The 24025-nt window shown below is 41.1% G+C and carries 19 protein-coding genes and 1 pseudogene; 13 read left to right on the forward strand and 7 right to left on the reverse strand.

Annotation, left to right across the window (positions count from 1 at the left end; all coding sequences use genetic code 11):
• Positions 1-7 precede the first annotated feature (7 nt).
• Positions 8-886, forward strand: coding sequence for a class I SAM-dependent methyltransferase (locus tag HMPREF0013_RS10325; RefSeq protein WP_005802826.1), 879 nt, complete (start codon positions 8-10; stop codon positions 884-886).
• Between the two features lie 59 nt (positions 887-945).
• Here HMPREF0013_RS10325 and HMPREF0013_RS10330 read toward each other — a convergent pair whose 3' ends face one another.
• On the reverse strand, positions 946-1866 hold the full coding sequence (locus tag HMPREF0013_RS10330; RefSeq protein WP_002163157.1) for a LysR family transcriptional regulator: 921 nt from the start codon (positions 1864-1866) through the stop codon (positions 946-948).
• A gap of 237 nt (positions 1867-2103) precedes the next feature.
• Here HMPREF0013_RS10330 and HMPREF0013_RS10335 point away from each other — a divergent pair, with 237 nt between their 5' ends.
• From HMPREF0013_RS10335 to ttdB, 3 genes are read left to right on the forward strand one after another with little or no spacing between them, the layout of a single operon-like run.
• Positions 2104-3402, forward strand: a complete 1299-nt coding sequence (locus HMPREF0013_RS10335; RefSeq protein WP_005802827.1) for an MFS transporter — start codon at positions 2104-2106, stop codon at positions 3400-3402.
• A 49-nt stretch (positions 3403-3451) separates the two neighbouring features.
• On the forward strand, positions 3452-4351 hold the full coding sequence (ttdA, locus tag HMPREF0013_RS10340) for a L(+)-tartrate dehydratase subunit alpha (protein ID WP_002163154.1): 900 nt from the start codon (positions 3452-3454) through the stop codon (positions 4349-4351).
• Complete coding sequence (gene ttdB / locus HMPREF0013_RS10345; protein WP_000722967.1) at positions 4348-4956, forward strand: L(+)-tartrate dehydratase subunit beta; 609 nt, start codon at positions 4348-4350, stop codon at positions 4954-4956. Before ttdA ends, ttdB begins: the two co-directional genes overlap by 4 nt.
• A 42-nt stretch (positions 4957-4998) precedes the next feature.
• Here ttdB and HMPREF0013_RS10350 read toward each other — a convergent pair whose 3' ends face one another.
• The gene (locus tag HMPREF0013_RS10350) at positions 4999-6012 is read right to left on the reverse strand and encodes an AraC family transcriptional regulator (RefSeq protein ID WP_019767898.1); all 1014 of its coding nucleotides are present in this window, start codon (positions 6010-6012) and stop codon (positions 4999-5001) included.
• A 135-nt stretch (positions 6013-6147) separates the two neighbouring features.
• Between HMPREF0013_RS10350 and HMPREF0013_RS10355 the strand changes: the two genes are divergently transcribed.
• The 4 genes from HMPREF0013_RS10355 to HMPREF0013_RS10370 all read left to right on the forward strand — a co-directional run bounded on the left by HMPREF0013_RS10355 (position 6148) and on the right by HMPREF0013_RS10370 (position 11196).
• Positions 6148-7635 (forward strand): flavin-containing monooxygenase, encoded by a 1488-nt coding sequence (locus HMPREF0013_RS10355; RefSeq protein ID WP_002163158.1) that lies wholly within the window; start codon positions 6148-6150, stop codon positions 7633-7635.
• 44 nt (positions 7636-7679) lie between these two features.
• Positions 7680-8534: an SDR family NAD(P)-dependent oxidoreductase gene (locus tag HMPREF0013_RS10360; RefSeq protein WP_002115350.1), complete on the forward strand. Its 855-nt coding sequence runs from the start codon at positions 7680-7682 to the stop codon at positions 8532-8534.
• A gap of 70 nt (positions 8535-8604) precedes the next feature.
• Positions 8605-9498, forward strand: a complete 894-nt coding sequence (locus tag HMPREF0013_RS10365) for an alpha/beta hydrolase (RefSeq protein ID WP_002163177.1) — start codon at positions 8605-8607, stop codon at positions 9496-9498.
• 27 nt (positions 9499-9525) lie between these two features.
• Positions 9526-11196, forward strand: a complete 1671-nt coding sequence (locus HMPREF0013_RS10370) for a GMC family oxidoreductase (RefSeq protein ID WP_002163166.1) — start codon at positions 9526-9528, stop codon at positions 11194-11196.
• A gap of 65 nt (positions 11197-11261) precedes the next feature.
• On the opposite strand, the gene HMPREF0013_RS10375 is transcribed toward HMPREF0013_RS10370, so the two are convergent.
• From HMPREF0013_RS10375 to HMPREF0013_RS10385, 3 genes and pseudogenes are all read right to left on the reverse strand, one after another.
• Complete coding sequence (locus HMPREF0013_RS10375; protein WP_002163180.1) at positions 11262-13460, reverse strand: OsmC domain/YcaO domain-containing protein; 2199 nt, start codon at positions 13458-13460, stop codon at positions 11262-11264.
• Between the two features lie 251 nt (positions 13461-13711).
• Positions 13712-14993, reverse strand: a pseudogene (locus tag HMPREF0013_RS10380) (OprD family outer membrane porin).
• A gap of 31 nt (positions 14994-15024) precedes the next feature.
• Complete coding sequence (locus HMPREF0013_RS10385) at positions 15025-16371, reverse strand: MFS transporter (RefSeq protein ID WP_002163160.1); 1347 nt, start codon at positions 16369-16371, stop codon at positions 15025-15027.
• A 373-nt stretch (positions 16372-16744) separates the two neighbouring features.
• Here HMPREF0013_RS10385 and HMPREF0013_RS10390 point away from each other — a divergent pair, with 373 nt between their 5' ends.
• The 5 genes from HMPREF0013_RS10390 (at position 16745) to HMPREF0013_RS10410 (ending at position 22831) form a co-directional block, all read left to right on the forward strand.
• Positions 16745-18430 carry an arylsulfatase gene (locus HMPREF0013_RS10390; protein ID WP_002163163.1) on the forward strand — a complete coding sequence of 562 codons (1686 nt, stop codon included), beginning with the start codon at positions 16745-16747 and terminating at the stop codon, positions 18428-18430.
• A 25-nt stretch (positions 18431-18455) separates the two neighbouring features.
• A complete protein-coding gene (locus tag HMPREF0013_RS10395) occupies positions 18456-19364 on the forward strand; it encodes an SUMF1/EgtB/PvdO family nonheme iron enzyme (RefSeq protein WP_002163165.1) in 909 nt (302 codons plus the stop codon).
• A gap of 12 nt (positions 19365-19376) precedes the next feature.
• Complete coding sequence (locus tag HMPREF0013_RS10400; protein WP_002163168.1) at positions 19377-20564, forward strand: OprD family outer membrane porin; 1188 nt, start codon at positions 19377-19379, stop codon at positions 20562-20564.
• Positions 20565-20797: 233 nt separating this feature from the next.
• Positions 20798-21874 carry an aromatic ring-hydroxylating oxygenase subunit alpha gene (locus tag HMPREF0013_RS10405; RefSeq protein ID WP_002163172.1) on the forward strand — a complete coding sequence of 359 codons (1077 nt, stop codon included), beginning with the start codon at positions 20798-20800 and terminating at the stop codon, positions 21872-21874.
• Positions 21875-21886: 12 nt separating this feature from the next.
• On the forward strand, positions 21887-22831 hold the full coding sequence (locus tag HMPREF0013_RS10410) for a PDR/VanB family oxidoreductase (protein ID WP_002115351.1): 945 nt from the start codon (positions 21887-21889) through the stop codon (positions 22829-22831).
• 43 nt (positions 22832-22874) lie between these two features.
• Here the strand turns inward: HMPREF0013_RS10410 and HMPREF0013_RS10415 are convergent, their stop codons facing one another.
• Both HMPREF0013_RS10415 and HMPREF0013_RS10420 read right to left on the reverse strand, forming a co-directional pair.
• Entirely contained in the window at positions 22875-23567 is a 693-nt protein-coding gene (locus tag HMPREF0013_RS10415; protein ID WP_005802836.1) for a GntR family transcriptional regulator, read from the reverse strand.
• Positions 23568-23775: 208 nt separating this feature from the next.
• The coding region (locus HMPREF0013_RS10420; protein ID WP_005802838.1) for an IS30 family transposase at positions 23776-24025 on the reverse strand (250 nt) is incomplete at its 5' end.

A 24025-nucleotide genomic window follows, 5' to 3' on the forward strand; every position in this document is an offset into this window, starting at 1 on the left:
GATAAAGATGAAAGAAGGACAATCAAGCCGTACTGCTGAAGCCGCTGCTGCATTACGAGCCAATCATTTTCAAAATACACAAAACCCTGTATTTTCAGATCCTTATGCTTTTGATCTGACCAGTAAAGGCTGGAAAAAACTTCTCTCTAGCCCACTTATTGTTAAAGTCATGAATTCTGCTGTTTTAAACCGCACTTTAGGTTTACTCACTGGACAAGTGGTCGGTCGCTCACGTTATGCCGAAGATTTACTTGATCAGGCCGTTCAACAAAATACTCAACAATATGTGTTAGTGGGTGCTGGCCTAGACTCTTTTGCACTACGTGAATCACACCACTACCCTACTTTGAAAATTTTTGAAGTGGATCATCCTGATACTCAAGCGGCCAAACAGACTAAGCTAAAAAAGTTAGGGAATATTCCTGCTACCGTTGAATTTGTTGCGATTAACTTTGAGAAAGAGTCTATTTCAGAAGCATTAAACAGAAGTCTCTACGATTCATCTGCTCCTGCATTTTTTTCATGGTTAGGCACAACTCATTATTTAAATCCGCAAACGACCTTACAAACTTTAAAAAGTATTGCCAACTTTGCTGCAAACGGTAGTGAAGTGGTACTCGACTATTCGACCGATTTTCAGGAATTAAACGGTATTGAGCGACTTGGAAGTATGGGCGTTGCACAATTTACCTATTTGCTGAAAGAGCCTTTATTGGGCCAATTTAAACCAAGAGATTTACATCAGGCCGTGGAGCAGATGGGATTTGAAGTGGTCGAAGATCTTTCCGGTGAAGCCATCACTGAACGATATTTTAATGCACGTATCGATGAAATTCGCCACACCTCAGCAACACGGTTATTGCATTTGCGTTTAAATAGAAAATAATATTGAAAGCCAACTTAGACTTTAAGTTGACTTTTTTATAATCAAGATTAATAGCACCATTACCAGCTTGAACGCGGCTCTGGCCCATCGACATGCTGATTTAAAAATTGGCGTAAATGATCTAAAAAGTGCGCGACTTTAGGTGACAGATTCAGTCTCTCTAAATACACCGCATAGACATCTGCTGGTGGTGTTTCATAGTCCGCTAGCACTTGAACTAATCTACCACTTCTTAAATATTTTGCTACGTCCCACTCTGCTCGCATCAAAATACCATAGCCTTCTAAGGCCCAATTTAATGCAACTGCCCCATCATTGGTACTTAGTTGCCCATGAACTTTAACAGTTTCAACTTGTTTGCCATGACTTAACCGCCAATTCCCATAAGCTGAATCATTTTGCCGAATCACAATACACTGATGCTGTGTTAAATCATGAGGAGTGAGTGGTTGCCCTGCCGTTTTTAAATAGCTAGGTGATGCACATAATAAACGGCGGTTGGCTGCCAATTTTTTTGCAATTAGACGTGAATCAGGTATTTCGCCAAAGCGGATTGAGACATCAATGGCTTCATCTGGCAGATTAATCGGGCGGTCTGTTAAATGCAGTTGGACATCGACATCAGGATAGATTTTGGCAAATGTAGAAATCGCTGGCGCAATATAAGAACGGCCAAAGCCTAAAGGAGCATTCACACGCAATACCCCTTTGGGTGCTGCCCGACTACTTGAAACCAAACGCTCCATTTCATCAATCTCTTTTAAAATACGAACCGCATTTTCAAAGTAGACCTCACCTTCACTGGTTAAACTAATTCGGCGTGTTGTTCTATTTAAAAGCCTTACACCTAAACGCTCTTCAAGTTGATTTAAACGTCTGGAAACCGCAGGTGGAGTCAAGTTTAACTCTCGTGCCGTCGCGACAAGACTTCCTTGTTTAACCAATAAACAAAAGAAAGCTAATTCCGTATCTGCATTCATGATTATTAAGTTTTTTGCAATAGTGATTTAACTTTATATCGATTCATCAGTTTTTTAAAGGGTTTAACATCCATTTCAATGTTTCCCGACATAAGCCATCTCTTATTTAAGAGCATAAAAATGTCCGCAGAAGGAATGCTGTGGATGAACGGGAAAAGCCATCTAGCCGAATCAATAGCGGTAAAGAAAGCGAAAACTACCAATCAGGATTGGTAGTCATGAATATGGAGTCATGACATGGAAATGGATATTGAAAAGCGAACGTTACGTCGAATTACTTGGAGAATCGTACCGTTTATTATGTTGTTATACCTTATAGCCTATATCGACCGCGTCAATATTGGTTTTGCCGCACTCACCATGAAAGAAGACTTAGGCTTTACAGCCTCGGTTCTCGGGTTTGGTGCCGGAATTTTCTTTTTGGGTTATTTCTTATTTGAAGTCCCATCCAACATTATTTTGCATAAAGTCGGTGCCCGCATCTGGATTGCTAGAGTCATGGTGACTTGGGGGTTGATCGCAGCAGGCATGGCATTTGTAGAAAGCTCAACCAGCTTTTACATTATGCAATTTTTACTCGGTGTTGCCGAGGCTGGCTTCTTTCCCGGCATTATTTTGTACTTAACTTACTGGTTTCCTGCTCGCCATCGCGCTGGGGTGATTGCTTTATTCATGGCAGCCGCTCCGATTGCTACCGCGGTGGGTTCACCAATCTCTGCCGCATTACTTGAAATGCATGGAATTTGGGGGCTCGCTGGTTGGCAGTGGATGTTCATTATTGAGGCAATACCAGCAATCATCTTAGGCGTTGTTGTTTTTAAATATATGACGGATCGCCCTGAACAAGCTACTTGGTTAAGACAGGATGAACGTGAATGGCTTGTAAAAACCATGAAGGAAGAGGATGTAGGGAAAAATGCACCACAGCATCACAGCATTCTTCGCGGTCTTGCCAACCCACGAGTACTTGCTCTTGCATTGATTTATTTCGGAACGTCGGCTGGGCTTTATACACTCGGCATCTGGGCGCCACAAATTATTAAACAGCTTGGCGTAACTTCTATGACTGTGGGGCTTTTAAATGCCATTCCACCAATTGTTTCTGTCATTGCCATGGTTTTATGGTCTCGACACTCTGACCGCACCAATGAACGTACATGGCATGTTGCTATTGCATGTTTAACCGCAGCAGTTGGTCTCGCAATTGCAGCAGGCACACACAATGTCATTGGATTAATTGCCGCACTTACCATTGTGAATGTCGGTATTAGTTGTGCCAAGCCACCGCTATGGAGCATGCCAACCATGTTCTTGTCAGGATCAGCCGCAGCAGCAGGCATTGCAACGATTAATTCAATCGGAAATTTAGGTGGGTTTGCAGGCCCTGCCATGATCGGCTGGATTAAAGATCAAACTGGAGATTTCACAGGTGGACTCTATTTTGTTGCCGGTCTACTTATTATCTCGACCTTACTAACACTAGTGCTGAGCTTCTCCCAAAAAGTGAAAGTAAACACTGCTAAAGCCACCCAATAACCCTATTTACATCAATTAAATCTGAACAAGTTTCTTCAAGGAGCACAACATGGACAAAGATATCGCAGTCCAGTCCCTTACGGACACCATGGCCAAATTTACGGCTTATATTGGAAAACGCTTACCCAAAGATGTGAAAAGCAAGTTAATTGAACTTCGTACCTTAGAAACTAATCCATTGGCTAAATCAGTTTATGACTCGATGGAAGAAAATCAGCAAGCTGCAGATAAACTCAACCGCCCAAGCTGCCAAGACACTGGTGTCATTCAATATTTTGTTGAAGCAGGTGCTAACTTCCCTTTGCTTGGTGAACTTCAAGATATTTTGAGCGAAGCTACTGCCGAAGCAACACGCATAGGCCCCTTACGTCACAACGCTGTTGAAACCTTCGATGAAAAAAATACCGGTACAAATACAGGTACCCAAATTCCATGGTTAGATTGGCGTATTGTGCCTGAACTCGACACTTGTACCATTGATGTCTATATGGCTGGTGGCGGATGTACCTTACCAGGTGCAGCAAAAGTTTTAATGCCAGGTCAGGGCTATGAAGGCGTTGCTGAATTTGTGATGGATGTTATTACCGAACGCGGTGTAAATGCCTGCCCACCCTTACTGGTTGGTGTTGGCGTATCGACTTCAGTTGAAACAGCGGCTCGCCTTTCTAAGCTCGCCATTATGCGTCCGGTTGACTCAACAAGTGATAACCCACGCGCTGCCTTGATGGAGCAACTGTTAGAACAAGGTCTTAATGAAATTGGTATTGGTCCTCAGGGACTCACAGGCAATAACAGTGTTATGGGAGTCAATATTGAATCTTCTGCACGCCACCCATCAACAATTGGGGTTGCCGTAAATACAGGTTGCTGGGCACATCGCCGTGGCAAAATTAAGATTAATCCAGATATGTCGTATGAAATCTTGTCTCATGAAGGAGTTGTACTATGAAAAAAATTCTGACAACTCCTATTAAAGATGAAGATCTTTTAGACCTTAAAGTCGGTGATGTGGTTTATCTGACTGGTCGTTTAGTGACTTGTCGCGACGTTGCCCATCGCAGACTGATCGAACAAGGTCGTGAACTGCCAGTTAATCTTGAAGGCGGAGCGATTTTTCATGCTGGCCCTATTGTGCGCAAAAAAGGTGAAAACGACTTCGAGATGGTTTCGATTGGCCCAACAACCAGTATGCGGATGGAGAAATTCGAGCGGGAATTTATTAAGCAAACTGGCGTTAAGCTTATTGTAGGTAAAGGTGGCATGGGACCAGAAACAGCTGCTGGATGTCAGGAAAATATTGCCGTTCATGCGATTTTCCCAGGAGGCTGTGCAGTACTCGCAGCAACTTTAGTTGAAGAGATCGAAGGCGCTGAATGGCAAGACCTAGGTATGCCAGAAACCCTTTGGATAAATCGTGTAAGAGAATTTGGTCCGCTCATTATTTCTATCGACACCAAAGGCAACAACCTGATTCAACAAAACAAAGTTGAATTTCAGGCCAAGAAAGCCCCGATTTTAGAAAAAATCAGTAAGCAACTAAGCTTTATTAAATAAACCGCTCCTTAATGAAAGAAAAGCAAAAGCGCCTTTCATTTTTTATTTTTGTACTAAACGCATGGCATGAGGTGTTTTCCCATGCCATCTTTTATAAGCATGAATAAAACTGGCAGGTTCGGCATAACCTAACCACTCGGCAATTTGCTCAACCGAAGCTTTTGGTAATGCCAAATATTGCTCAGCTAGAACTTGCCTGACCTCTTCACGAATTTGTATAAAAGTCATTCCCTCTAATGCCAAGTGACGGCGTAGGGTCCGCATATTTAAATGCAATCGATCAGCGACTATTTCCATAGAAGGCATTTCCCCTCGCAAATTCATAAGTTGCTGTTGCACTAAGGTTGTAAATTTATTTTGTGATTGGCGTTTTTCTAATATTTGGCGGCACTGTTCTTCGGCTGTATGTAGCACCAAATCATTTGCCATAAGTAGCTTTTGATCTACTTTTTGCGGGTCAAGAATTACAAAGCTTTTCACTACACCAAATTCTGGCATCACACCAAATAAGTTCTGATAAGGCTCGGCATCACCTTTGAGTTGGAAAGAAAAAGCCAAATACTGGCAAAAATTGTCCTGCACCAAATCTCGCTGTACCGTAATGAGTGCAGAGGCATCGCGTTCAATAATGAATTGACGTACTGAAGATGGAATATCTTGCTCATCAATTTCAATACGGATTCCTTGTGGTGTATCCGACACATCAAAGCGGGTAAAAGCAAAGGTTAAAGTAAAATAGGTCAAGGCCAAATCTAGTGCTTCACGAATGCTCGCACTACTCATCAGTGCCATGCCTAATGGCCCAAATGTGGTGAAATGATAGCGTGTGCCGACCTCTAAGCCTAATGTGGGTCTGTCTCCTAGTTGCTCAACCAAGTTATGAATCAACTGTAATTCCTGATGGCCTGTCACCACCATATTAGGGTCAAGTAATTGTTGTTGGCTAAGCCCAGTCCCTTGCAAAATTGTCTGATAAGAGATGCCTGATTCCATCGCGAAATCAGCCATTAACCGAACACTATGTACACTGCGTTCAAATGCCCATGCATACTTCACTGTATTGCTCAGAATGTCCTCGAATCACAATATTTTGTCCTCATCCATCCTCTAAATCAAGTTAATAAACGTCTATTCTGCATACAGGAAATTGCGATTTTTTCGCTCACTGTTTTTAAGGATTTAGAGCAGCCCATGTTTAATTCGTCGTCTAATTCAAATAAAAATGTACGCATCGCCATTATTGGCACTGGTTTTGGTGGTCTAGGATTTGCCATTCGTCTCAAACAAGCAGGTTTTGAACAATTTACTCTATTTGAAAAAGCTGCCGATGTCGGTGGTGTCTGGCGTGACAATACGTATCCAGGTGCTGCATGTGATGTGCCTTCTCATCTGTATTCTTTTTCTTTTGAGCAAGAGCTAGGCTGGAAAAATCGCTATGGGACATCTCAAGAGATTTATCAATATTTACGCCACTGTGCGGATAAATATGATATTCGTCCGCATGTTCAATTTAATACTGAAATTGCCAGTGCTAAATTTGATGCACTGCAAGGTGTATGGCATATTCAAAGTACGACTGGTGAACAGTTTGAAGCTGAGTTTCTAGTCGGTGCGGTAGGCCAACTCAACCGTCCTGCTTATCCAAAACTTAAAGGTATTGAAAACTTTAAGGGTAAGGCATTTCACTCAGCACGTTGGGACCATGATTATGATTTAACTGGCAAACGTGTTGCAGTTATTGGCACAGGTGCAAGTGCAATTCAGTTCGTACCTGAAATTGCTAAACAGGTTGCTCACCTAGACGTTTATCAACGCTCAGCGCCGTATGTTATTCCCAAACCGGATCGGATTTATCAACCTTTAGAGAAAAAAGCTTTCCGCAAACTACCGATTTTGCAAAGTCTAGACCGCGCCTTGCAATATGGACACCATGAAATTCGCCTACTTGCTTTTACAACTTCACTCAATGAAATGCCGTTGGTGGAATATTTATTCCAGCGCCACATCCGTAAAGTCGTTAAAGATGGGAGGTTGCGCCACCGCTTAATGCCGGATTATCCAATTGGTTGTAAACGTATTTTAATCTCTAACCACTGGTATGAAACGCTGACCCAACCTCATGTTGATGTGATTAATACGGGCATTCAAGAAATTACCGAAAATGGCGTTGTAGATACGGAAGGAAATCTTCGTGAAATCGATACCATTATTTATGGTACAGGCTTTGCCGCAACAGAATTTATGGCGCCAATGCAGATTACAGGTCTTGATGGCCGTATCTTAAAAGACACATGGAAAGATGGTGCAGAAGCTTATCTCGGTTTAACTGTTAGCGGCTTTCCAAATTTCTTTATGCTCTATGGTCCAAATACCAATCTTGGGCACAACTCAATTGTGTATATGATTGAAAGCCAAGTAAATTATATTTTAGATGCCATCCAGACCACCCTACAAAACAAACTTTTGTTCACCAATGTTCGTGCAGAAGTTCAACATGAGTTTAATCAAAGCATTCAAGAAAAAATGAAAAAAACTGTCTGGGCACAAGGCTGTACCAGTTGGTATCAAACTGCGGATGGCAAAAATACCAATAACTGGCCAGGTTTTACTCTTGAATATCGACAACGTACTCGTCGCTTCGATATTGAAAACTACACACAGGTTTCGGCTATTTCTTAAACAAGCTTCACCATAGGAAATGAGAAAAATAAACGGAGAATTTTATGAAGTCTTTTAAAAATAAAGTCGCAGCTGTGACAGGTGCTGGCTCTGGTATTGGACAAGCAATTGCTATAGCACTCGCAAAACAAGGTTGCCATCTGGCACTTTCCGATATTAGTGAAGCTGGATTAGCTAAAACAGTCGAGCTGTTAACGCCTTATTCAGTCAAAGTAACTACACAAAAAGTCGATGTAGCTAAACGTGATGAAGTCGCAACTTGGGCAAAAGCTGTTGTAAATGAACATGGCCAAGTTAACCTGATTTTTAATAATGCTGGTGTCGCAATAGGTAGTACGGCTGAAGGTGTGAGCTACGAAGACCTTGAATGGCTCATTGGTATTAATTTTTGGGGCGTGGTTTATGGCACCAAAGAGTTTTTGCCTTACTTAAAGCAAAGTGGTGATGGGCATATTATTAATATTTCCAGTATGTTCGGCTTAACAGCTCAACCAACTCAAAGTGCTTATAACGCTAGTAAATTTGCCGTTCGTGGCTTCACTGAATCCCTACGCCAAGAACTCGATCTACAAAATGCTGGAGTGAGTGCGACCTGTGTGCATCCGGGTGGTATTCGTACCAATATTGCCAAAGCTGCCCGCATGAATAATAGCGTCCAGTCTTTAGGAATGGACCCGCTAAAAAGTCAGGATGCTTTCGATAAATTACTTCGCACCCCTGCTGATGATGCAGCTCAACAAATTTTAGAAGCTGTTCGTAAGGACCGTCGCCGTTTACTCATTGGAGCCGATGCGAAAGCCGTTGATGTGATTCAACGTATTCTACCACAAGGCTACCAAAAGATTTTTGCAACTGCCACTGCCTTGCAAACCCGTCTACTCAACAAATCAGCAAAATAAAAACCGTGGTCAGCATGCTCCTAATTTTAGGAGATGCTGACTGACATTAGGCTTAGTATGAGTCCTTATTATGAAGCAGCTTCTTGCATGGACCATCCGTACCACGCTACGTCCAGCTTTATCTCCTAAAACACCCCTAAAGCTACAACGTTTTTGTAGTGATGCAGCCAGTGCAATTGTGCTTGGGCCACGTGGCTATAAAACAAAAAAGCAAACCATCGCTCAAGTACCGACAGTTCATATTCAGCCCAAAACGACTCAATCAGGACGCGGCATTTTGTATTTACATGGCGGAGGCTATGTGGTGGGTAGCTCAAAAAGTCACACCAAGCTTGCTGCTCAAATCGGACATGCAGCTCAAGCACAAGTCTGGTTACCTGAATATCGCCTAGCCCCTGAGCACACAAGCCCTGCTGCTATTGAAGACGCCGTTGCTGTTTATAAAGCTTTACTTACTCAAGGACAAGACCCGAAGAAACTCATAATTGCTGGGGATTCTGCGGGTGGCGGACTGAGTTTAAGTACTGCAATTGCAATACGAAATGCAGGGTTACCGTTACCAGCAGCATTAGTTTTACTTTCACCGTGGGTTGACTTAAGCCTATCTGGAAGCACGATTAAAACTCATGCAGCTCAAGATGCGATGCTGTCAGAGGACTGGTTAGCATGGTGTGCAAAAAACTATTGCGGACAAAAATCGGCAACCGATGCTACCTGTTCCCCACTCTATGCCGACTTAACTGGATTACCACCTGTTTTAATTCATGTCGGTACCGAAGAAGTCTTATTAAACGATGCAAAACGTCTCGCTGAACAAACCGAAAAGTATGGTATTCCGACGATCTTGAAGGTTTATGACCGAGTCGGACATGTTTTTCAGTTCCACGCGGGTATACTAAATGAATCTAATGACTCGATTGAGCGCATTGGGCAATTCATTGATAAACATACACAGTCAATATAAAAATATCGCCAGAGAGGAGTCCTCGGCATGACAACAAACAATTATGACTATGATTACCTCATTATTGGTTCAGGCTTTGGTGGTAGTGTTTCTGCTTGCCGTCTAACCGAAAAAGGCTACTCTGTTGCTGTAATGGAAATGGGGCGACGCTGGGAAGCTAAAGATTTTGCTAAAAATAACTGGAATACCCGTCGCTGGATTTGGCGCCCGGGCATGAAACTTTTCGGTTATTTCAACATGCGTTTTTTTCGCCATGTCACCATTATTTGCGGTAATGCTGTAGGCGGCGGCTCAATCACCTATGCCAATACCTTACTGGTTCCACCTGAACATATTTGGGATGAAGGCACGTGGGCAGATGCCGCGGACTGGAAAAATGAAATGCCGCAGCACTATGCTGAAGCAGAACGCATGCTTGGTGTGACGGATAATAAAATTTTCGGCCCTGCCGATCATATGCTAAAAAAAATGGGTGAAGCAGTCGGTGTTGGTCATACATTTAAACCCACTCGTGTTGCCACTTTCTTTCCACCCGAAGGTGAAGAAGGTGGCAAGACCTACCCTGACCCATATTTTAACGGAGAAGGTCCAGACCGCGGAACCTGTACGGCATGTGGCGGTTGTATGACAGGTTGTAAACACAACGCAAAAAATACCTTAGATAAAAACTATTTGTACTTTGCCGAAAAAAATGGCGCCAAGGTTTACGAAGAAACCAAAGTCGTTGGCGTTAAACCACTCAATGGTAAAGCCGATGGCAGCGATGGCTATGAAGTTACGACTGAATGTTCGAGCTCATGGTTTAACAAACAACGCCGTACATGGCGTGTTCGTAACGTGATTTTCTCTGCATCTTCTTTGGGTACGCAAGAGATGTTATTCCGTTTAAAACAGTCTGGTTCACTGCCAAATATCTCTGATGATTTAGGTAATCGGGTTCGTACTAATGCCGAGTCGATTTTAGGCGTTCGCTTTTTTGGTAAAGATGTCGACATGAGCAAAGGTGTTGCCATTGGTTCAAGTATTTACATTGACCATGACACTCACATTGAAGCGACGCGTTACCAAACTGGTTCAGATGCCATGGGCCTCATGTGTACTTACATGGCTAAAGGTAAACCGGGTTGGACGCGTATCTTCTTTTGGTTATGGGCACTTATTTGCCATCCATTTATTTTCCTTCGCATGAGTAATCCTGTCAGTTTTGCACGTCAAACTTTAATCTTCTTGGTGATGCAAACAGCTGATGCCTCCATTAATATGCGCTTGAAACGTAATTGGTTCTGGCCTTTTGGCAAAGTATTATCGAGCGAAGGTAAAAAGCTACCTGTGTATATTCCACAGGCCAATGCATTTACCGAAAAAGTTGCCAAAATGTTTAATGGTCACCCGATGACGACCATTACCGAAATTTTGTTTAACGTACCTTTTACAGCCCACTGTATGGGTGGTTGTGCAATTGCTTCAAGTCCAGAACGTGGCGTGGTAGATGGACAAAACCGCGTGTTTAACTATAAAAACTTATATGTTGTAGATGGTTCAATGTTAGGTGCAAATTTGGGCGTTAACCCAAGTCTCACCATTACAGCTCTTGCAGAACGCGCAATGTCTTATATTCCGGCTAAACATACTTTGGATGAGCAACAAGGTTATAGAGCAGATGCAGAAACCATAGAGATCACTAAAGCTTCTGCCTAAAATAGAAATTTGTTTTATAAAAAAAAGCCTATTAAAAAATAGGCTTTTTTCTTTCGCTTTCTAAATTACATCGCCACGGCTTTAGCACGAGCTGCATGCAATTTTTTATAGCTCTCAATCAGACGTAAATGGCGATCAAGTCCTTCTAGTTTCATGCTTGTTGGTGTTAAACCATAGAAACGAACGCTACCATCGACAGAACCTAATACCGCATCCATTCGCGTGTCACCAAACATACGACGGAAATTAGTCAGGTAGTCTTCAAGCTCTAGTTCTTCATCTAACATTACTTCCAGCACCACATTCATGCACTGATAGAACAAGCCACGCTCAACGGTGTTGGTGTTATATTGCAAGTAAGTTTCAACGAGCTCTTTTGCTTCTTCAAATTGTTGTAAAGCAACATAAATTAGCAATTTCAATTCTAAGATAGTGAGTTGACCCCAAACTGTATTGTCATCAAACTCGATGCCAATGAGTGTGGTGATTTCAGTGTAATCGTCTAACTCGCATTCCTCTAAGCGCTCAACCAATGCCTCAAGCTGCTCATCATCTAAACGATGTAGATTTAGAATATCTTCACGGAATGAAAGTGCCTTATTGGTGTTGTCCCAAATCAAATCTTCAACAAGATAAATTTCTGAATAATCCGGTACTAAAATACGGCAAGCAGTCGCACCTAAGTGCTCGTATACTGCCATATATACTTCTTTGCCCATCTCTTCGAGAATACCGAACAATGTTGCAGCTTCTTCTGCATTCGACTCTTCGCCTTCGCCAGAAAAATCCCATTCAACAAAGTCATAGTCAGATTTAGAGCTAAAGAAACGCCAAGAAACCAAACCGCTTGAATCAATAAAGTGCTCAACAAAGTTGTTTGGCTCAGTGACCGCATTACTTTGGAAAGTCGGTTGTGGTAAATCATTTAAGCCTTCAAAGCTACGGCCTTGAAGTAATTCGGTCAGACTACGTTCCAAAGCAACTTCAAAACTTGGATGCGCACCGAAAGATGCAAACACCCCACCCGTACGCGGGTTCATTAAAGTCACACACATTACTGGGAACTGACCACCTAGCGATGCATCTTTAACTAATACTGGGAAGCCTTGCTCTTCTAGACCTTTAATACCAGCAACAATACTTGGGTATTTTGCTAATACGTCTTCAGGAACATCTGGAAGTGCAATTTCATCTTCTAAAATTTCACGTTTAACAGCACGTTCAAAAATTTCTGACAAGCATTGAACTTGGGCTTCTGCCAAAGTGTTGCCCGCACTCATACCATTACTTAAGTACAAGTTTTCAATTAAATTTGATGGGAAATAGACAACTTCACCATCAGACTGGCGCACAAAAGGTAACGAGCAAATGCCGCGCTCTACGTTGCCTGAGTTAGTGTCATATAAATGTGTGCCGAGTAACTCATCATCTGGGTTATAAATCTCAAGACAGTATTCATCTAAGATTTCTTTAGGTAATTCACCATTTGGACCCGGTTTAAACCATTTTTCATCTGGATAATGCACAAAATCAGCATTGGCAATATCTTCACCCCAGAACTGGTCGTTATAGAAGAAGTTACAGTTTAAACGCTCAATAAACTCGCCTAATGCAGACGCTAAAGCACTTTCTTTAGTTGCACCTTTACCATTGGTAAAACACATCGGAGACTGAGCATCACGAATATGTAACGACCATACATTTGGAACAATATTACGCCAAGATGCAATTTCGATTTTCATACCCAAATTTGCCAAAATAGCAGACATATTGGCAATGGTTTCTTCTAATGGCAGGTCTTTACCTTGAATATAGGTATGACTTTCTGAAGTTAGGCTTGGCAATAACAATGCTTGCGCATCTGCGTCGATGCTTTCAACTTCTTCAATAATAAATTCGGGACCCGTTTGAATCACTTTTTTAACAGTACAACGGTCAATCGAACGTAAAATCCCTTGGCGATCTTTCTCTGAAATATCGGCTGGTAATTCAATTTGAATTTTAAAGGTTTGCTTATAGCGGTTTTCAGGATCAACAATATTATTTTGCGATAAACGAATATTATCGGTTGGGATATCTCGAGCGGCACAATACACTTTTACAAAATAAGCGGCACACAATGCTGATGATGCTAAAAAATAGTCAAATGGGCCCGGTGCCGAACCGTCACCCTTATAGCGAATTGGTTGATCGGCAATTACCGTAAAGTCATCGAACTTAGCTTCCTGTCGAAGATTGTCGAGATAATTAACCTTGATTTCCATGCTGGCACCTAAATATTTTTATGTGTCAGCACAGACACATAAAACTCTAAATATTGAAAAATAAGCCGAATCACAGCGAAGAAATTGACTTAAAAAATGAGAGATTAAAGCCATATATTTAATGAGAGACTCAAGTGGCTTTAATAAGATTGGCGGTATTATAGAGGGATTTTGTGCAGTTGATAACTAAAGTTAAAACATTGCTGCTCACAATGTTTTAACTTGTCTTGAATTTAGTTAAATATTGAACGTTAAAATTTAAAGGTGTAATCGACATTCAAACGTGTTTCATTTGTCGAATGGAATGTCATATTAGTAGGCATATCATTACGGTAGTGAGAAAAACGGGCTCGCATTCCCAAACCTTTTAACTTACCTTCAGGAATTTTATAACCCAAATCAAATTCCATCGACTCTTCTTTAAAACGCTGATCGCCATATTGCAATAAATCAATATTTTCACCTTTTGCGTAGCGAGTCATAAAACGTAGTCCGTTTAATGAAACATCACCTACCCGCGCATTTTTAAAGTCATATTCGTAACGAATCGAATAGACTTTTTCGTCTTTATTTGAATAGTCCGAACTCATAAAATCAAGCACGACTGGACTTTCAGTTCCTGACAAAAATGGCAGACCAGTTGAACCAAAGGACTGCATGTAGCCCAAAGAAACTGTATGGTTTTGATAGTTCAAACCAAATAAGCCACTAATATGGCGGTTATCGACCTCTCCTATTTTTTTGCTTCCTGTTTCCTCACTATTAAAAAAAACGCACGTCGCTTAAAAAATTAAGTTGTCCATTTAAAGGCTGCTTGCCGTTAAAACCCCAAAATTGTTGCTGGTAAATGTCTTTGAGTTCAGCATGATAAGCACGCAAACGGTAATCCTTTAACTGATAACTTCCTCCCAACGTATAAAATGAGTCAGTAGTTGCTGCTTTGTCAAAACGATGATTGATATTGTCTGTTCCAACGTCGGTATAACGAATTGAGTCGCGCTGACGCACTTCGTCGACATAAAAGCCTTCAAGTTGAAGATTTGGAATTTCATTTGAAACAAAACGGATACCACGGTAAGTCTGAGGGAACAAACGCGCTGGCGATGAAAAAATGGTCGGTAATTGTGGAACTAAATCGCCCACAAAAAGCTCATTTTTTCTAAATTTAGCCTTTCCTGTAATACCTATTTTTCCATAATAATCATCACGCGAGTTATCGGTATTCACTGGTAATAAACCACTACGTGCATAGTCATCAGCTCGGCTTCCCATTAGGTTAAAACCTGCCATTGCCAGTACATCAACACCAAACCCAACTGTTCCTTCGGTATAACCAGACTGTCCTTTAAAAATTAGACCCTGCGCCCAATCTCTGCCTGCTGTATAGGGATATGGGTCTTTTTTATAGTCTCGATCAAAGTAAAAATTACGTAGTGTCAGCTCAGCTTTACTGTCTGCAATAAACTCAGCATGCACAACTTGACTAAATAATGGGCACAAGCATACCCCCACCCACAATGGTGTCTTTTTCATTTTTTATCTCAACTATTTAATTTTTAATGGATTAAGGTGCTGTTTTAAGAGAGTAGTTTTGCTCTTTCTTATTTCGGTAAAAAGCACTACCCAAACTTAAAATCAGGAAAATAGCCAAAATAAACACCACACCGTAATAGGCATACAGTGTTGCGGGTGCTATACCTTTATCCAGAAAAATGCCTGCAACCGTTGGCGATAAAATTGCCCCAATTCGTCCAAAACCAATTGCATAGCCCACGCCGCGACTACGAATTTCAGCATCATAAATTGTTGGAGAAATCGAATATAAACCTGCCACACAGCCATTAATGAGTGTGCCAAGTAATAACCCCACCATGAGTGCAATGCTCACTTGAGATGAGACAGCGACAAATAGGAAAACACATGCCGAGGTTAGTCCTAAAAACAGGCTTAAGGCATAGAAGATTTTCATGCGTGATGCCAATAAACCAATAATGGCTGCCCCGAAAATCCCACCAATACTAATTAAAATACCGGTACTTACGCCTTGTTGTGGCGACATACCCATTGAAATAAGAATTTTTGGTGTCCAACTCATCACGAAGTAAAAGCCAAACATCACTAAAAAGAATGCAAACCACAAACAAAGCGTTTGAAATCCAAGTTGTCCAGCAAATAATTTGCCCATTTCACTGCCATTTTGCGTACTAATTTTTTCATAACGCGGCATAACTGGTAATTCATTTAGCCCCATACGATTTACAGTTGCATTAATTCGTTCTAGTGCCTGTTTTGGTCGTTTCGCGAGTAAGTAATCTAAAGATTCAGGTAATAACCATGCGCTGATCAGCAGCATTGCAATGGTAGTAACCCCTCCTGCTAAAAAGATTGAGCGCCAACCTAAATGCTCAATCAATGCCAGTGATAATACTCCACCAACCGTCGCGCCAATTCCATAACCGGTAGACATTAAACTCACTGCAAGACTGCGCCAGCGAGCATTGGCATATTCACTTGCCAATACATTACTACTCGCAAGGATGCCCCCCACCCCAATTCCAGTAATAAATCGAAGTGCTGCCAACATGCCATGGCTTTGTACAAAAGCACAGCCCAGCATGCTAAGACCTGCAATTACAAGACAAACTATGATGAGTAAACGGCGGCCAATTTTATCGGCTAAAGGTGCAAGAAAAATGGAACCGGCAGCCATGCCGAAAAGGCCAGCACTTAACAACAAGCCAATTTGTGCGCCTGAAAGTGACCACTCTGCTGACACGGATGGAGCAGTAAATGCCATTACCATCACGTCAAAGCCATCAATAATATTGAGACAAATACAGATCAAAATAACGAACCATTGATAGCGGCTCATATTGTTTTGATTTATCTCACTTAGAACGTCTCTTTCCATTTGTGTATCTCCCTTGGATAAGACATACACACGACATTGCTAGATGAGCGATTGGGTGGTTATGCATATCCGTATCCATAATGACCTAGAGGAATATTTGTTTTTTTGAGCATCCTGCTCTTTTTCTATACTGAATATTTGGATCCAAAAAATCAACTAAAATTATAAACGGATTATTAAAAAGTATATAAACACATAAATTATATAAGTATAAAATTATTAAAAACATAAAATTAGAATGCTTGAATATTTTTATGGATCCATATTAAAAAATCTATTATGATCGATTCCAGAGCATTTTTTAGCCAAAAAAAGCTCAGTTTATTTCCAGGAAATGCAAGATGCATTTTTAAAACATCAAAGGATTGTTGTTATGAAACTCAAAAGAGTAAGCCAGCTTACATTGGGACTTTTTTTTGCCAGCCAATTGTTTTACACGGCGCAAGCAGCACCTCCAAAAAATCAACAACCACCTAACATCATGATTATTTTGGCCGATGATCTTGGATTCTCAGACATTAGCGCCTATGGCGGCGAAATTAAAACCCCTCATATTGATAGCCTGTTAAAGCAAGGAAAAATGCTTTTTAATTTTCATGCTTCATCAATGTGTTCACCTACTCGTGCACAGCTTATGACAGGTGCCGATAACCACTTGGTAGGTTTAGGTGCGATGTATGAAACTTCAAAACGACAAGAAAAATTGGTTGGCGCCGATAGCCCGCGTGCACTCCTCAAAATTGATGGCTATTCAGGCCACTTAACGCAAAATGCTTATACACTCGCAGAAATTTTAAAGACGAAAGATTATTACACCTTCATGGTCGGTAAATGGCACTTAGGCTATGCTCCCGAACAAAACCCTAAAGCCCGTGGTTTTGATCAATCTTTTGCTCTGCTCGATGGCTTCGATTTACACTTTAAAGACCAACCCAAAAACTATCCGCGTAATACTCAATACACAGAAAATGGTCAAAAGGTTACATTACCAGACAACTATTACTCAACCGACTTTTTTACACAAAAAGCGTTTGAGTACTTAGACAAAAATAAAGCGCAAAAACCATTTTTTGCCTACCTAGCCTATACCGCTCCACACTGGCCACTACAAGCACCTGCTCATTATAGCGACTTATATAAAGGTAAATACGATCAAGGCTACGATGCAATTCGTAAACAACGCTTTCTTAGACAAAAGCAATTAGGATTAATTCCTGCAAATGCAGAATACCCAGTAGAGCGTGGCAACCAAGCTTTAGGCACCAAAAGCTGGAATGAACTCACCCCACAAGAGCGCAAATATGAAGCGCGTAAAATGGAAGTTTATGCGGGCATGGTTACCCAGCTAGACGACCGCGTGGGTGATGTCATTCAATATCTTAAAAAGCATCATTTATATGACAACACTTTAATTGTGTTTATGTCAGATAACGGCGCTGAAGGTGGTGATCACAATTTCCCAATGGGTGATGCCGACAATCGCTATGAAAATATAGGCAATGCTAGCTCATATGTTTACATGGGACCACGCTGGGCCGAAGTGAGCAGCACTCCATTTACGCACTGGAAGTCAGCCGCTTCAGAAGGCGGAGTAAGAGTTCCATTTATTGTTAAGTCACCTGTGCAGATTTCCAAACAACGTGGAATCAACAATAACTTTGCGACAGTCAGAGACATATTCCCAACTGTGATGGAGCTAGCGGGGATTCAAAATAATCAGGTTTATCCAACTTCAAGCACCAAAATTAAACCGTCGGGCTTTAGCCTAATTCCTGCGTTTAAAGATAATACTGCCCGTATTCGTCCTGTTAATTATTATGACTTTAAAGAATTGCATGGCAGCCGCTACGCAAAAACTGACGAATGGAAACTTATTGAAAACTCACCTTCTAAATTTAAGAGCCATGGCTGGGAGCTCTATAATTTAAAAACAGATTTTAATGAGCAACATAATGTTTATGCAGAACATCCTGAGATCGTCAAAGTCTTAAATGACAAATATTTAAGATATGCCGATGAAAATGGTGTTGTGGATTTTGAGCAATACAACAAAAAGTAGAGAAAACCAGATGAAACAGATCATAATGCTTTCATCTTTCCTGTTACTTTGTGCATGCCAAAAAACCACGCCTCAACTAGAACAGACCACCTTGCCCGACTTAGGCAGCAAAGCTAAATGTAATTCTTATTCGGGCCTTCCTTCGGGTTGGCCTAAAAATAAAGAAGCAGGCATGGTCAAGCTTCCGCAAGGAAAAATTGTTTTAGGCACCACACAAGGTTATGAAGATGAACGCCCATTAAATTTACAGGCAACTTCCGTTCCCGCTTTTTTAATTGATGCAACTGAAGTCACCGATGCAGAGAAGCAAGGCGGCGCAGCTATGTTTGTACAACCAGATCATCCAGTTGAAGAATTACAGTGGTGGAAATTTGAAAAAGGGGCCAATTGGAAACATCCATGGGGCTTAAATAATCCTAAACAACCCGCGCCTCATGAGCCTGTTCGCATGGTGACATGGAATGATGCTTATGCTTATGCAAACTGGCTGGGTCATGACTTACCGACTGAGCTTGAGTGGGAATATGCAGCCAAAGGTTTTCAGCAAAACTCCGACATTGGTCCTACCCATGAAGGCCATATTGTAGCCAACTTCTGGCAAGGCGAATTTCCTTATAAAAACATTCAGGAAGATGGTTTTAAGGATATTGCCCCAGTTGGTTGTTTTAGCAAAAACCCCTTTGGTTTGTATGACTTGATTGGCAATGTATGGGAATGGACACAAACACCCTATACAGGATCACGAGATCACCATATGGGAGATCCATCGAAATATAGGCAAAGTCACGAACAGATTTTGCAATACACGATTAAAGGTGGGTCTTATTTATGTGCAACCAACTATTGCGCGCGTTATCGTGCTGCCGCGAGGCATCCACAAGAACTCGACCTTGCCACCAGCCATGTCGGATTTAGAACAGTAAAACGCTTTTAAACGGATTTAAAAATGAAGCATATTTTTATTTATGGGATTTTCTTCTCAGGGACGCCCCTTACCTGCTGTTTAGCTCATAGTGAAGTAGATGTTAATTTTCAAAATACACTCACACTAAAAACGTTCAACTTTGACAGACAATATGAAAATGGTACTAGTCCCGATACTCATAGCTTGAGCCAAGGTCTGATTTATCGTGGTGACTGGTCAACCAAGCTTAATGATGTACAGCTACATCTTAACCCAAGCATCCAATACGCATATCGCCTAAGTAACGACCAACACACCAATGATATGGTCATACCCTTTGACCCTAATACCAAGAAACAAGCACAAGACCAAGTTAAATATGGCTTAGGTGCTGGAGTTGAATATCAAAACTTTCGCATGAATATAGGGGAAATTATTCCCGACTCACCACTTACGCCACAAGTGGATACACATCAATTACGAGTTAACTATAAAGGCTTGGAATTAAAATATAAGACACCGCAACAAAATTTCGAGCTGGGTTTGATTAACCGTTATTCACCAAAAAATGAGGAGGACTACCACAAACTCGCCATTTCAAAACATGAATCTGACGGACTCTATTTCTTTCAATGGGACGGCAATACACCTCGGTACCACTGGAAATTTTATAATGGCTATTTAACTGACCTCATCAATCAAAGTTACTTTGCTTTTGATTACCAATGGACAAAGCAGCACACCACAAAATTACGTGTGTTTCGACACGATGATGTCGGCAAATCAAAACTTGGAGAATATGACAATACATCTGTAGGGGCTATGCATTTCATTAAACATGGCAACTTTACAACTGGAATTGGCTACCAAGAAAACTTTGGCAAAGATGGCATTCCCAAACTCGACAATATACCCATCCCGCATATGGTGAACTGGACCTTAGGTGCGTTTACCAAAGCAGATGAAAAGTCTTATCATTTCGTTGCCTCGTATGACTTTAAAGACTACATCAAGGGTCTAAAAGTGACCTATAAATATATTTATGGTGATTCATTTCAGACCATGAATCAAAATGATTTTGAGCAAGAAAGTGACGTGTTGATTCAATACGACCTAAATGCTTGGATTAAAAATCTTAAGTTTCTTTTCTTAAATATTAACTACGACACCAAACATGGCAAAAGTCTGGATGAACAGCGCATGATGCTTCACTACACGGTTAATTTCTAAATCTTTACACTCCCATAATGGCTTAACTGAAGCCATTATGGATCCAAATAAAAACTAATAAAAATTTCACTCTAAAATTCCAAAGAATAGCAAAAGTCTTTAATAGCAATTAAAAATATACAAAAACAACCAAACCTAAAGATCAATATTTTTAAAAAATATACTGCCTATCAATTGACCAATATTTTTATTTATTATAAATTGGATCCAATAAGTGATAAGGAGTCGTCACAATGTTTATTAAAAATGCTTGGTATGTTGCCTGCCGCCCAGAAGAAATCCAAGACAAACCATTAGGTCGCACTATTTGTGGTGAAAAAATTGTTTTTTATCGCGGTAAAGAAAACCAAGTTGCAGCCGTTGAAGATTTTTGTCCCCATCGCGGCGCCCCACTTTCACTTGGCTATGTAGAAGATGGCAACCTTGTGTGTGGTTATCATGGTTTAGTCACGGGTTGTGACGGAAAGACCGTTTCAATGCCAGCTCAACGTGTAAATGGTTTCCCTTGCAACAAAGCATATGCAGTTGTCGAAAAGTTCGGCTTTATTTGGGTATGGCCAGGCGAGAAAGCTTTAGCAGAAGAAGCAAAACTGCCAACTTTAGAATGGGCAGATCATCCTGAATGGAGCTATGGCGGAGGCCTGTTTCACATTCAGTGTGACTATCGCCTGATGGTCGACAACCTGATGGATTTAACCCACGAGACCTATGTTCACTCAAGCAGTATTGGGCAAAAAGAGATTGATGAATCATTGCCTGTCACTAAAGTTGACGGCGACCATGTCATTACCGAACGCTATATGGAAAATGTGATCGCACCTCCATTTTGGCAAATGGCCCTTCGCGGTAATCATTTAGCAGATGATGTACCTGTTGACCGTTGGCAACGTTGCCACTTCTTTGCGCCAAGTAATGTCCACATTGAAGTCGGTGTAGCGCATGCTGGACATGGTGGTTATCACGCACCAAGTGACAAAAAAGTTTCCTCAATTGTGGTTGATTTTATTACACCAGAAACTGAAACCTCACACTGGTATTTCTGGGGAATGGCGCGTAACTTCCAGCCAGATAATGCTGAACTCACCGATCAAATTCGTGAAGGCCAAGGCAAAATCTTTACTGAAGACTTAGAAATGCTGGAGCAACAACAACAAAATATTTTAAAAAATCCACATCGCAAGTTACTCATGCTCAACATCGACGCAGGCGGTGTACAGTCTCGTAAGGTGATTGAGCGACTGCTTGCCGAAGAAAATAAAACACCTCCTGAAACGTCCATACAGAAGTTTCCAAACATTCGGATTATTTAAAGGAGCATGAACATGGACGTTATTATTCAAAAAATTCACCAGCTTACCCCGACCATTCGTGCATTTGAATTGGTCTCGGCAAATGGCACAGCGCTACCGAATTTTGAAGCAGGTGCACATATTGATGTGCATCTTAAAAACGGCCTCACCCGTCAGTATTCACTTTCAAACTGCTGCACTGAAAAACATCGCTATGTCATTGGTGTTTTACATGATGCCAATTCACGCGGTGGTTCACGTTGCATCCACACCGAATATCGTGAAGGCGATCATTTAAAGATTGGTGAACCGCGTAATTTATTTGAAATCCATCCACAAACCAAACAGGCAGTTTTATTTGCTGGTGGTATTGGTATTACCCCTATTTTGTCGATGGTATATCGACTTAAGTCGGCCAATATTCCTTTTGAATTGCACTACTTTGTTCGTAGCCATGAAATGATTGCTTTCTATGGCAACTTAACCGAGCACTTTGGTGCCCAAGTTCATTTTCATATTCAAGACCAACCAGACACTGAATGTAATATGGCAGAAGTTTTGGGCCAAACTTCACCAGATAAACACTTATATGTATGTGGACCTACAGGGTTTATGCAGTTTGTCATGAACTCGGCCGAACAAGCGGGTTGGCATAGCGAACAGTTACATCAAGAACATTTTGTCGCGCAAAAAGCAGATACATCTAACGATGAAGCTTTTACTATTGAAGTTAAAGGTACGGGCCGTCGAATTGAAGTATTACCAGAGCAGACTGCTACTGAGGCATTAATTGCAAATGGTTTTGATATTCCTGTTTCATGTGAACAAGGCATTTGCGGGACCTGTATTACCCGCGTTTTAGAGGGCACGCCAGATCATCGGGATATATTTATGACCGATGAAGAACATGCACTAAATGACCAATTTACGCCCTGCTGTTCTCGTGCAAAAACTAAAAATCTTGTGATTGAGCTTTAATTCTTGAGTTCCTTTATTCAAAAATAAAGGAACTTCTTTTAACTTAAGCGCTGAGAACATTTCTTAGCGTTTCACCTAAAATCACCACACTACTGTGTTCACGCATTAAAGTTTCAGCACGTCCTGCCTGACGATGTACCAATGCATCGAAAATTGAACAATGCTGTAAATGCGCATAGTGCAAACGACGATATTCCGATAAAGCTTGGTTCTGGTCATAGGTAATGGCTTGGGCAGACGCCATCGGCAATTGATTGTTTTTCGCTAAGGCTTGGATGAGTGCGACGTTTTGCGCGCCTTCAATAATCGTGTCATGAAAAATGACGTTGAAATGGTGATAACGTTCCAGTTCAGCATCACCAAACTCGTCTGTTTCATTAAATAGTTTTTCAGTTTCTTGAATGCAATGTTGCAGTGTCTTTTTCTGCTCTTCGCTTAAGCCTTGTTCTGCCAAAGTTTTTGCAGCCAACCCTTCCAGCACACCACGCACTTCGAGCGCATCATGAACGAGTTGTTCTGAAATTTCACGAACCGTGTAACCACGAGTTGGGTTTTTAATGAGGAGACCTTCTTGCTCAAGCAAGCGAAAGGCAATACGAACAGGCTGCCTTGAAACACCAAGTAACTCGGCAGTCGGAATTTCGGCAATTCTGGCACCGCCTTCAAGTTCCCCTGAAATAATCATTTTTCTTAGTTTAAGTAAAACTTGTTGTCCTGAAGACATTCGCTGCCACACATCACCAAAAACGTCACTTCGATGCTAGCAAGTTCATTTGTAAAATGAAATAAATTTTCTGTTTGAATCTAACAGCTCAGACATTTATAAGCGTCAACTTAATTGATCAAGATTAAATTAATTTTTTAAAAAAGTACTCAACTTGGTTTACCGTCATATCAAAATTAACTTATTTTTTATTTTTAAATTGATAAAATATAGGGCGAATTCAAACATGAGGTGCGACAGTTTCAAAAGCCATATGATAATCAACAAGCTGAGCAAATTTCTCTAATGGTGTAAGCCAATCTAACGCCTTTCTAGGACGAGTATTCAGTGACATGGCAACTTGATTTAAATAATGCTGATCTGCCTGATTTAAATCAATCCCTTTAGGTAAATATTGCCTAATTAAACCATTCATATTTTCGCATGTGCCTTTTTGCCAAGGTGAATGTGGGTCACAGAAATATACATCT

The organism is Acinetobacter sp. SH024 (genome assembly GCF_000163635.1).
GTDB classification, from domain to species: domain Bacteria; phylum Pseudomonadota; class Gammaproteobacteria; order Pseudomonadales; family Moraxellaceae; genus Acinetobacter; species Acinetobacter pittii.

What these genes read in the sequence shown, in the direction of transcription:
- HMPREF0013_RS10325 (WP_005802826.1), top strand. Translation starts at nt 8, where the DNA reads ATGAAAGAAGGACAATCAAGCCGTACTGCTGAAGCCGCTGCTGCATTA.
- HMPREF0013_RS10330 (WP_002163157.1), bottom strand. Translation starts at nt 1,866, where the DNA reads ATGAATGCAGATACGGAATTAGCTTTCTTTTGTTTATTGGTTAAACAA.
- HMPREF0013_RS10335 (WP_005802827.1), top strand. Translation starts at nt 2,104, where the DNA reads ATGGAAATGGATATTGAAAAGCGAACGTTACGTCGAATTACTTGGAGA.
- ttdA (WP_002163154.1), top strand. Translation starts at nt 3,452, where the DNA reads ATGGACAAAGATATCGCAGTCCAGTCCCTTACGGACACCATGGCCAAA.
- ttdB (WP_000722967.1), top strand. Translation starts at nt 4,348, where the DNA reads ATGAAAAAAATTCTGACAACTCCTATTAAAGATGAAGATCTTTTAGAC.
- HMPREF0013_RS10355 (WP_002163158.1), top strand. Translation starts at nt 6,148, where the DNA reads ATGTTTAATTCGTCGTCTAATTCAAATAAAAATGTACGCATCGCCATT.
- HMPREF0013_RS10360 (WP_002115350.1), top strand. Translation starts at nt 7,680, where the DNA reads ATGAAGTCTTTTAAAAATAAAGTCGCAGCTGTGACAGGTGCTGGCTCT.
- HMPREF0013_RS10365 (WP_002163177.1), top strand. Translation starts at nt 8,605, where the DNA reads ATGAAGCAGCTTCTTGCATGGACCATCCGTACCACGCTACGTCCAGCT.
- HMPREF0013_RS10370 (WP_002163166.1), top strand. Translation starts at nt 9,526, where the DNA reads ATGACAACAAACAATTATGACTATGATTACCTCATTATTGGTTCAGGC.
- HMPREF0013_RS10375 (WP_002163180.1), bottom strand. Translation starts at nt 13,460, where the DNA reads ATGGAAATCAAGGTTAATTATCTCGACAATCTTCGACAGGAAGCTAAG.
- HMPREF0013_RS10385 (WP_002163160.1), bottom strand. Translation starts at nt 16,371, where the DNA reads ATGGAAAGAGACGTTCTAAGTGAGATAAATCAAAACAATATGAGCCGC.
- HMPREF0013_RS10390 (WP_002163163.1), top strand. Translation starts at nt 16,745, where the DNA reads ATGAAACTCAAAAGAGTAAGCCAGCTTACATTGGGACTTTTTTTTGCC.
- HMPREF0013_RS10395 (WP_002163165.1), top strand. Translation starts at nt 18,456, where the DNA reads ATGCTTTCATCTTTCCTGTTACTTTGTGCATGCCAAAAAACCACGCCT.
- HMPREF0013_RS10400 (WP_002163168.1), top strand. Translation starts at nt 19,377, where the DNA reads ATGAAGCATATTTTTATTTATGGGATTTTCTTCTCAGGGACGCCCCTT.
- HMPREF0013_RS10405 (WP_002163172.1), top strand. Translation starts at nt 20,798, where the DNA reads ATGTTTATTAAAAATGCTTGGTATGTTGCCTGCCGCCCAGAAGAAATC.
- HMPREF0013_RS10410 (WP_002115351.1), top strand. Translation starts at nt 21,887, where the DNA reads ATGGACGTTATTATTCAAAAAATTCACCAGCTTACCCCGACCATTCGT.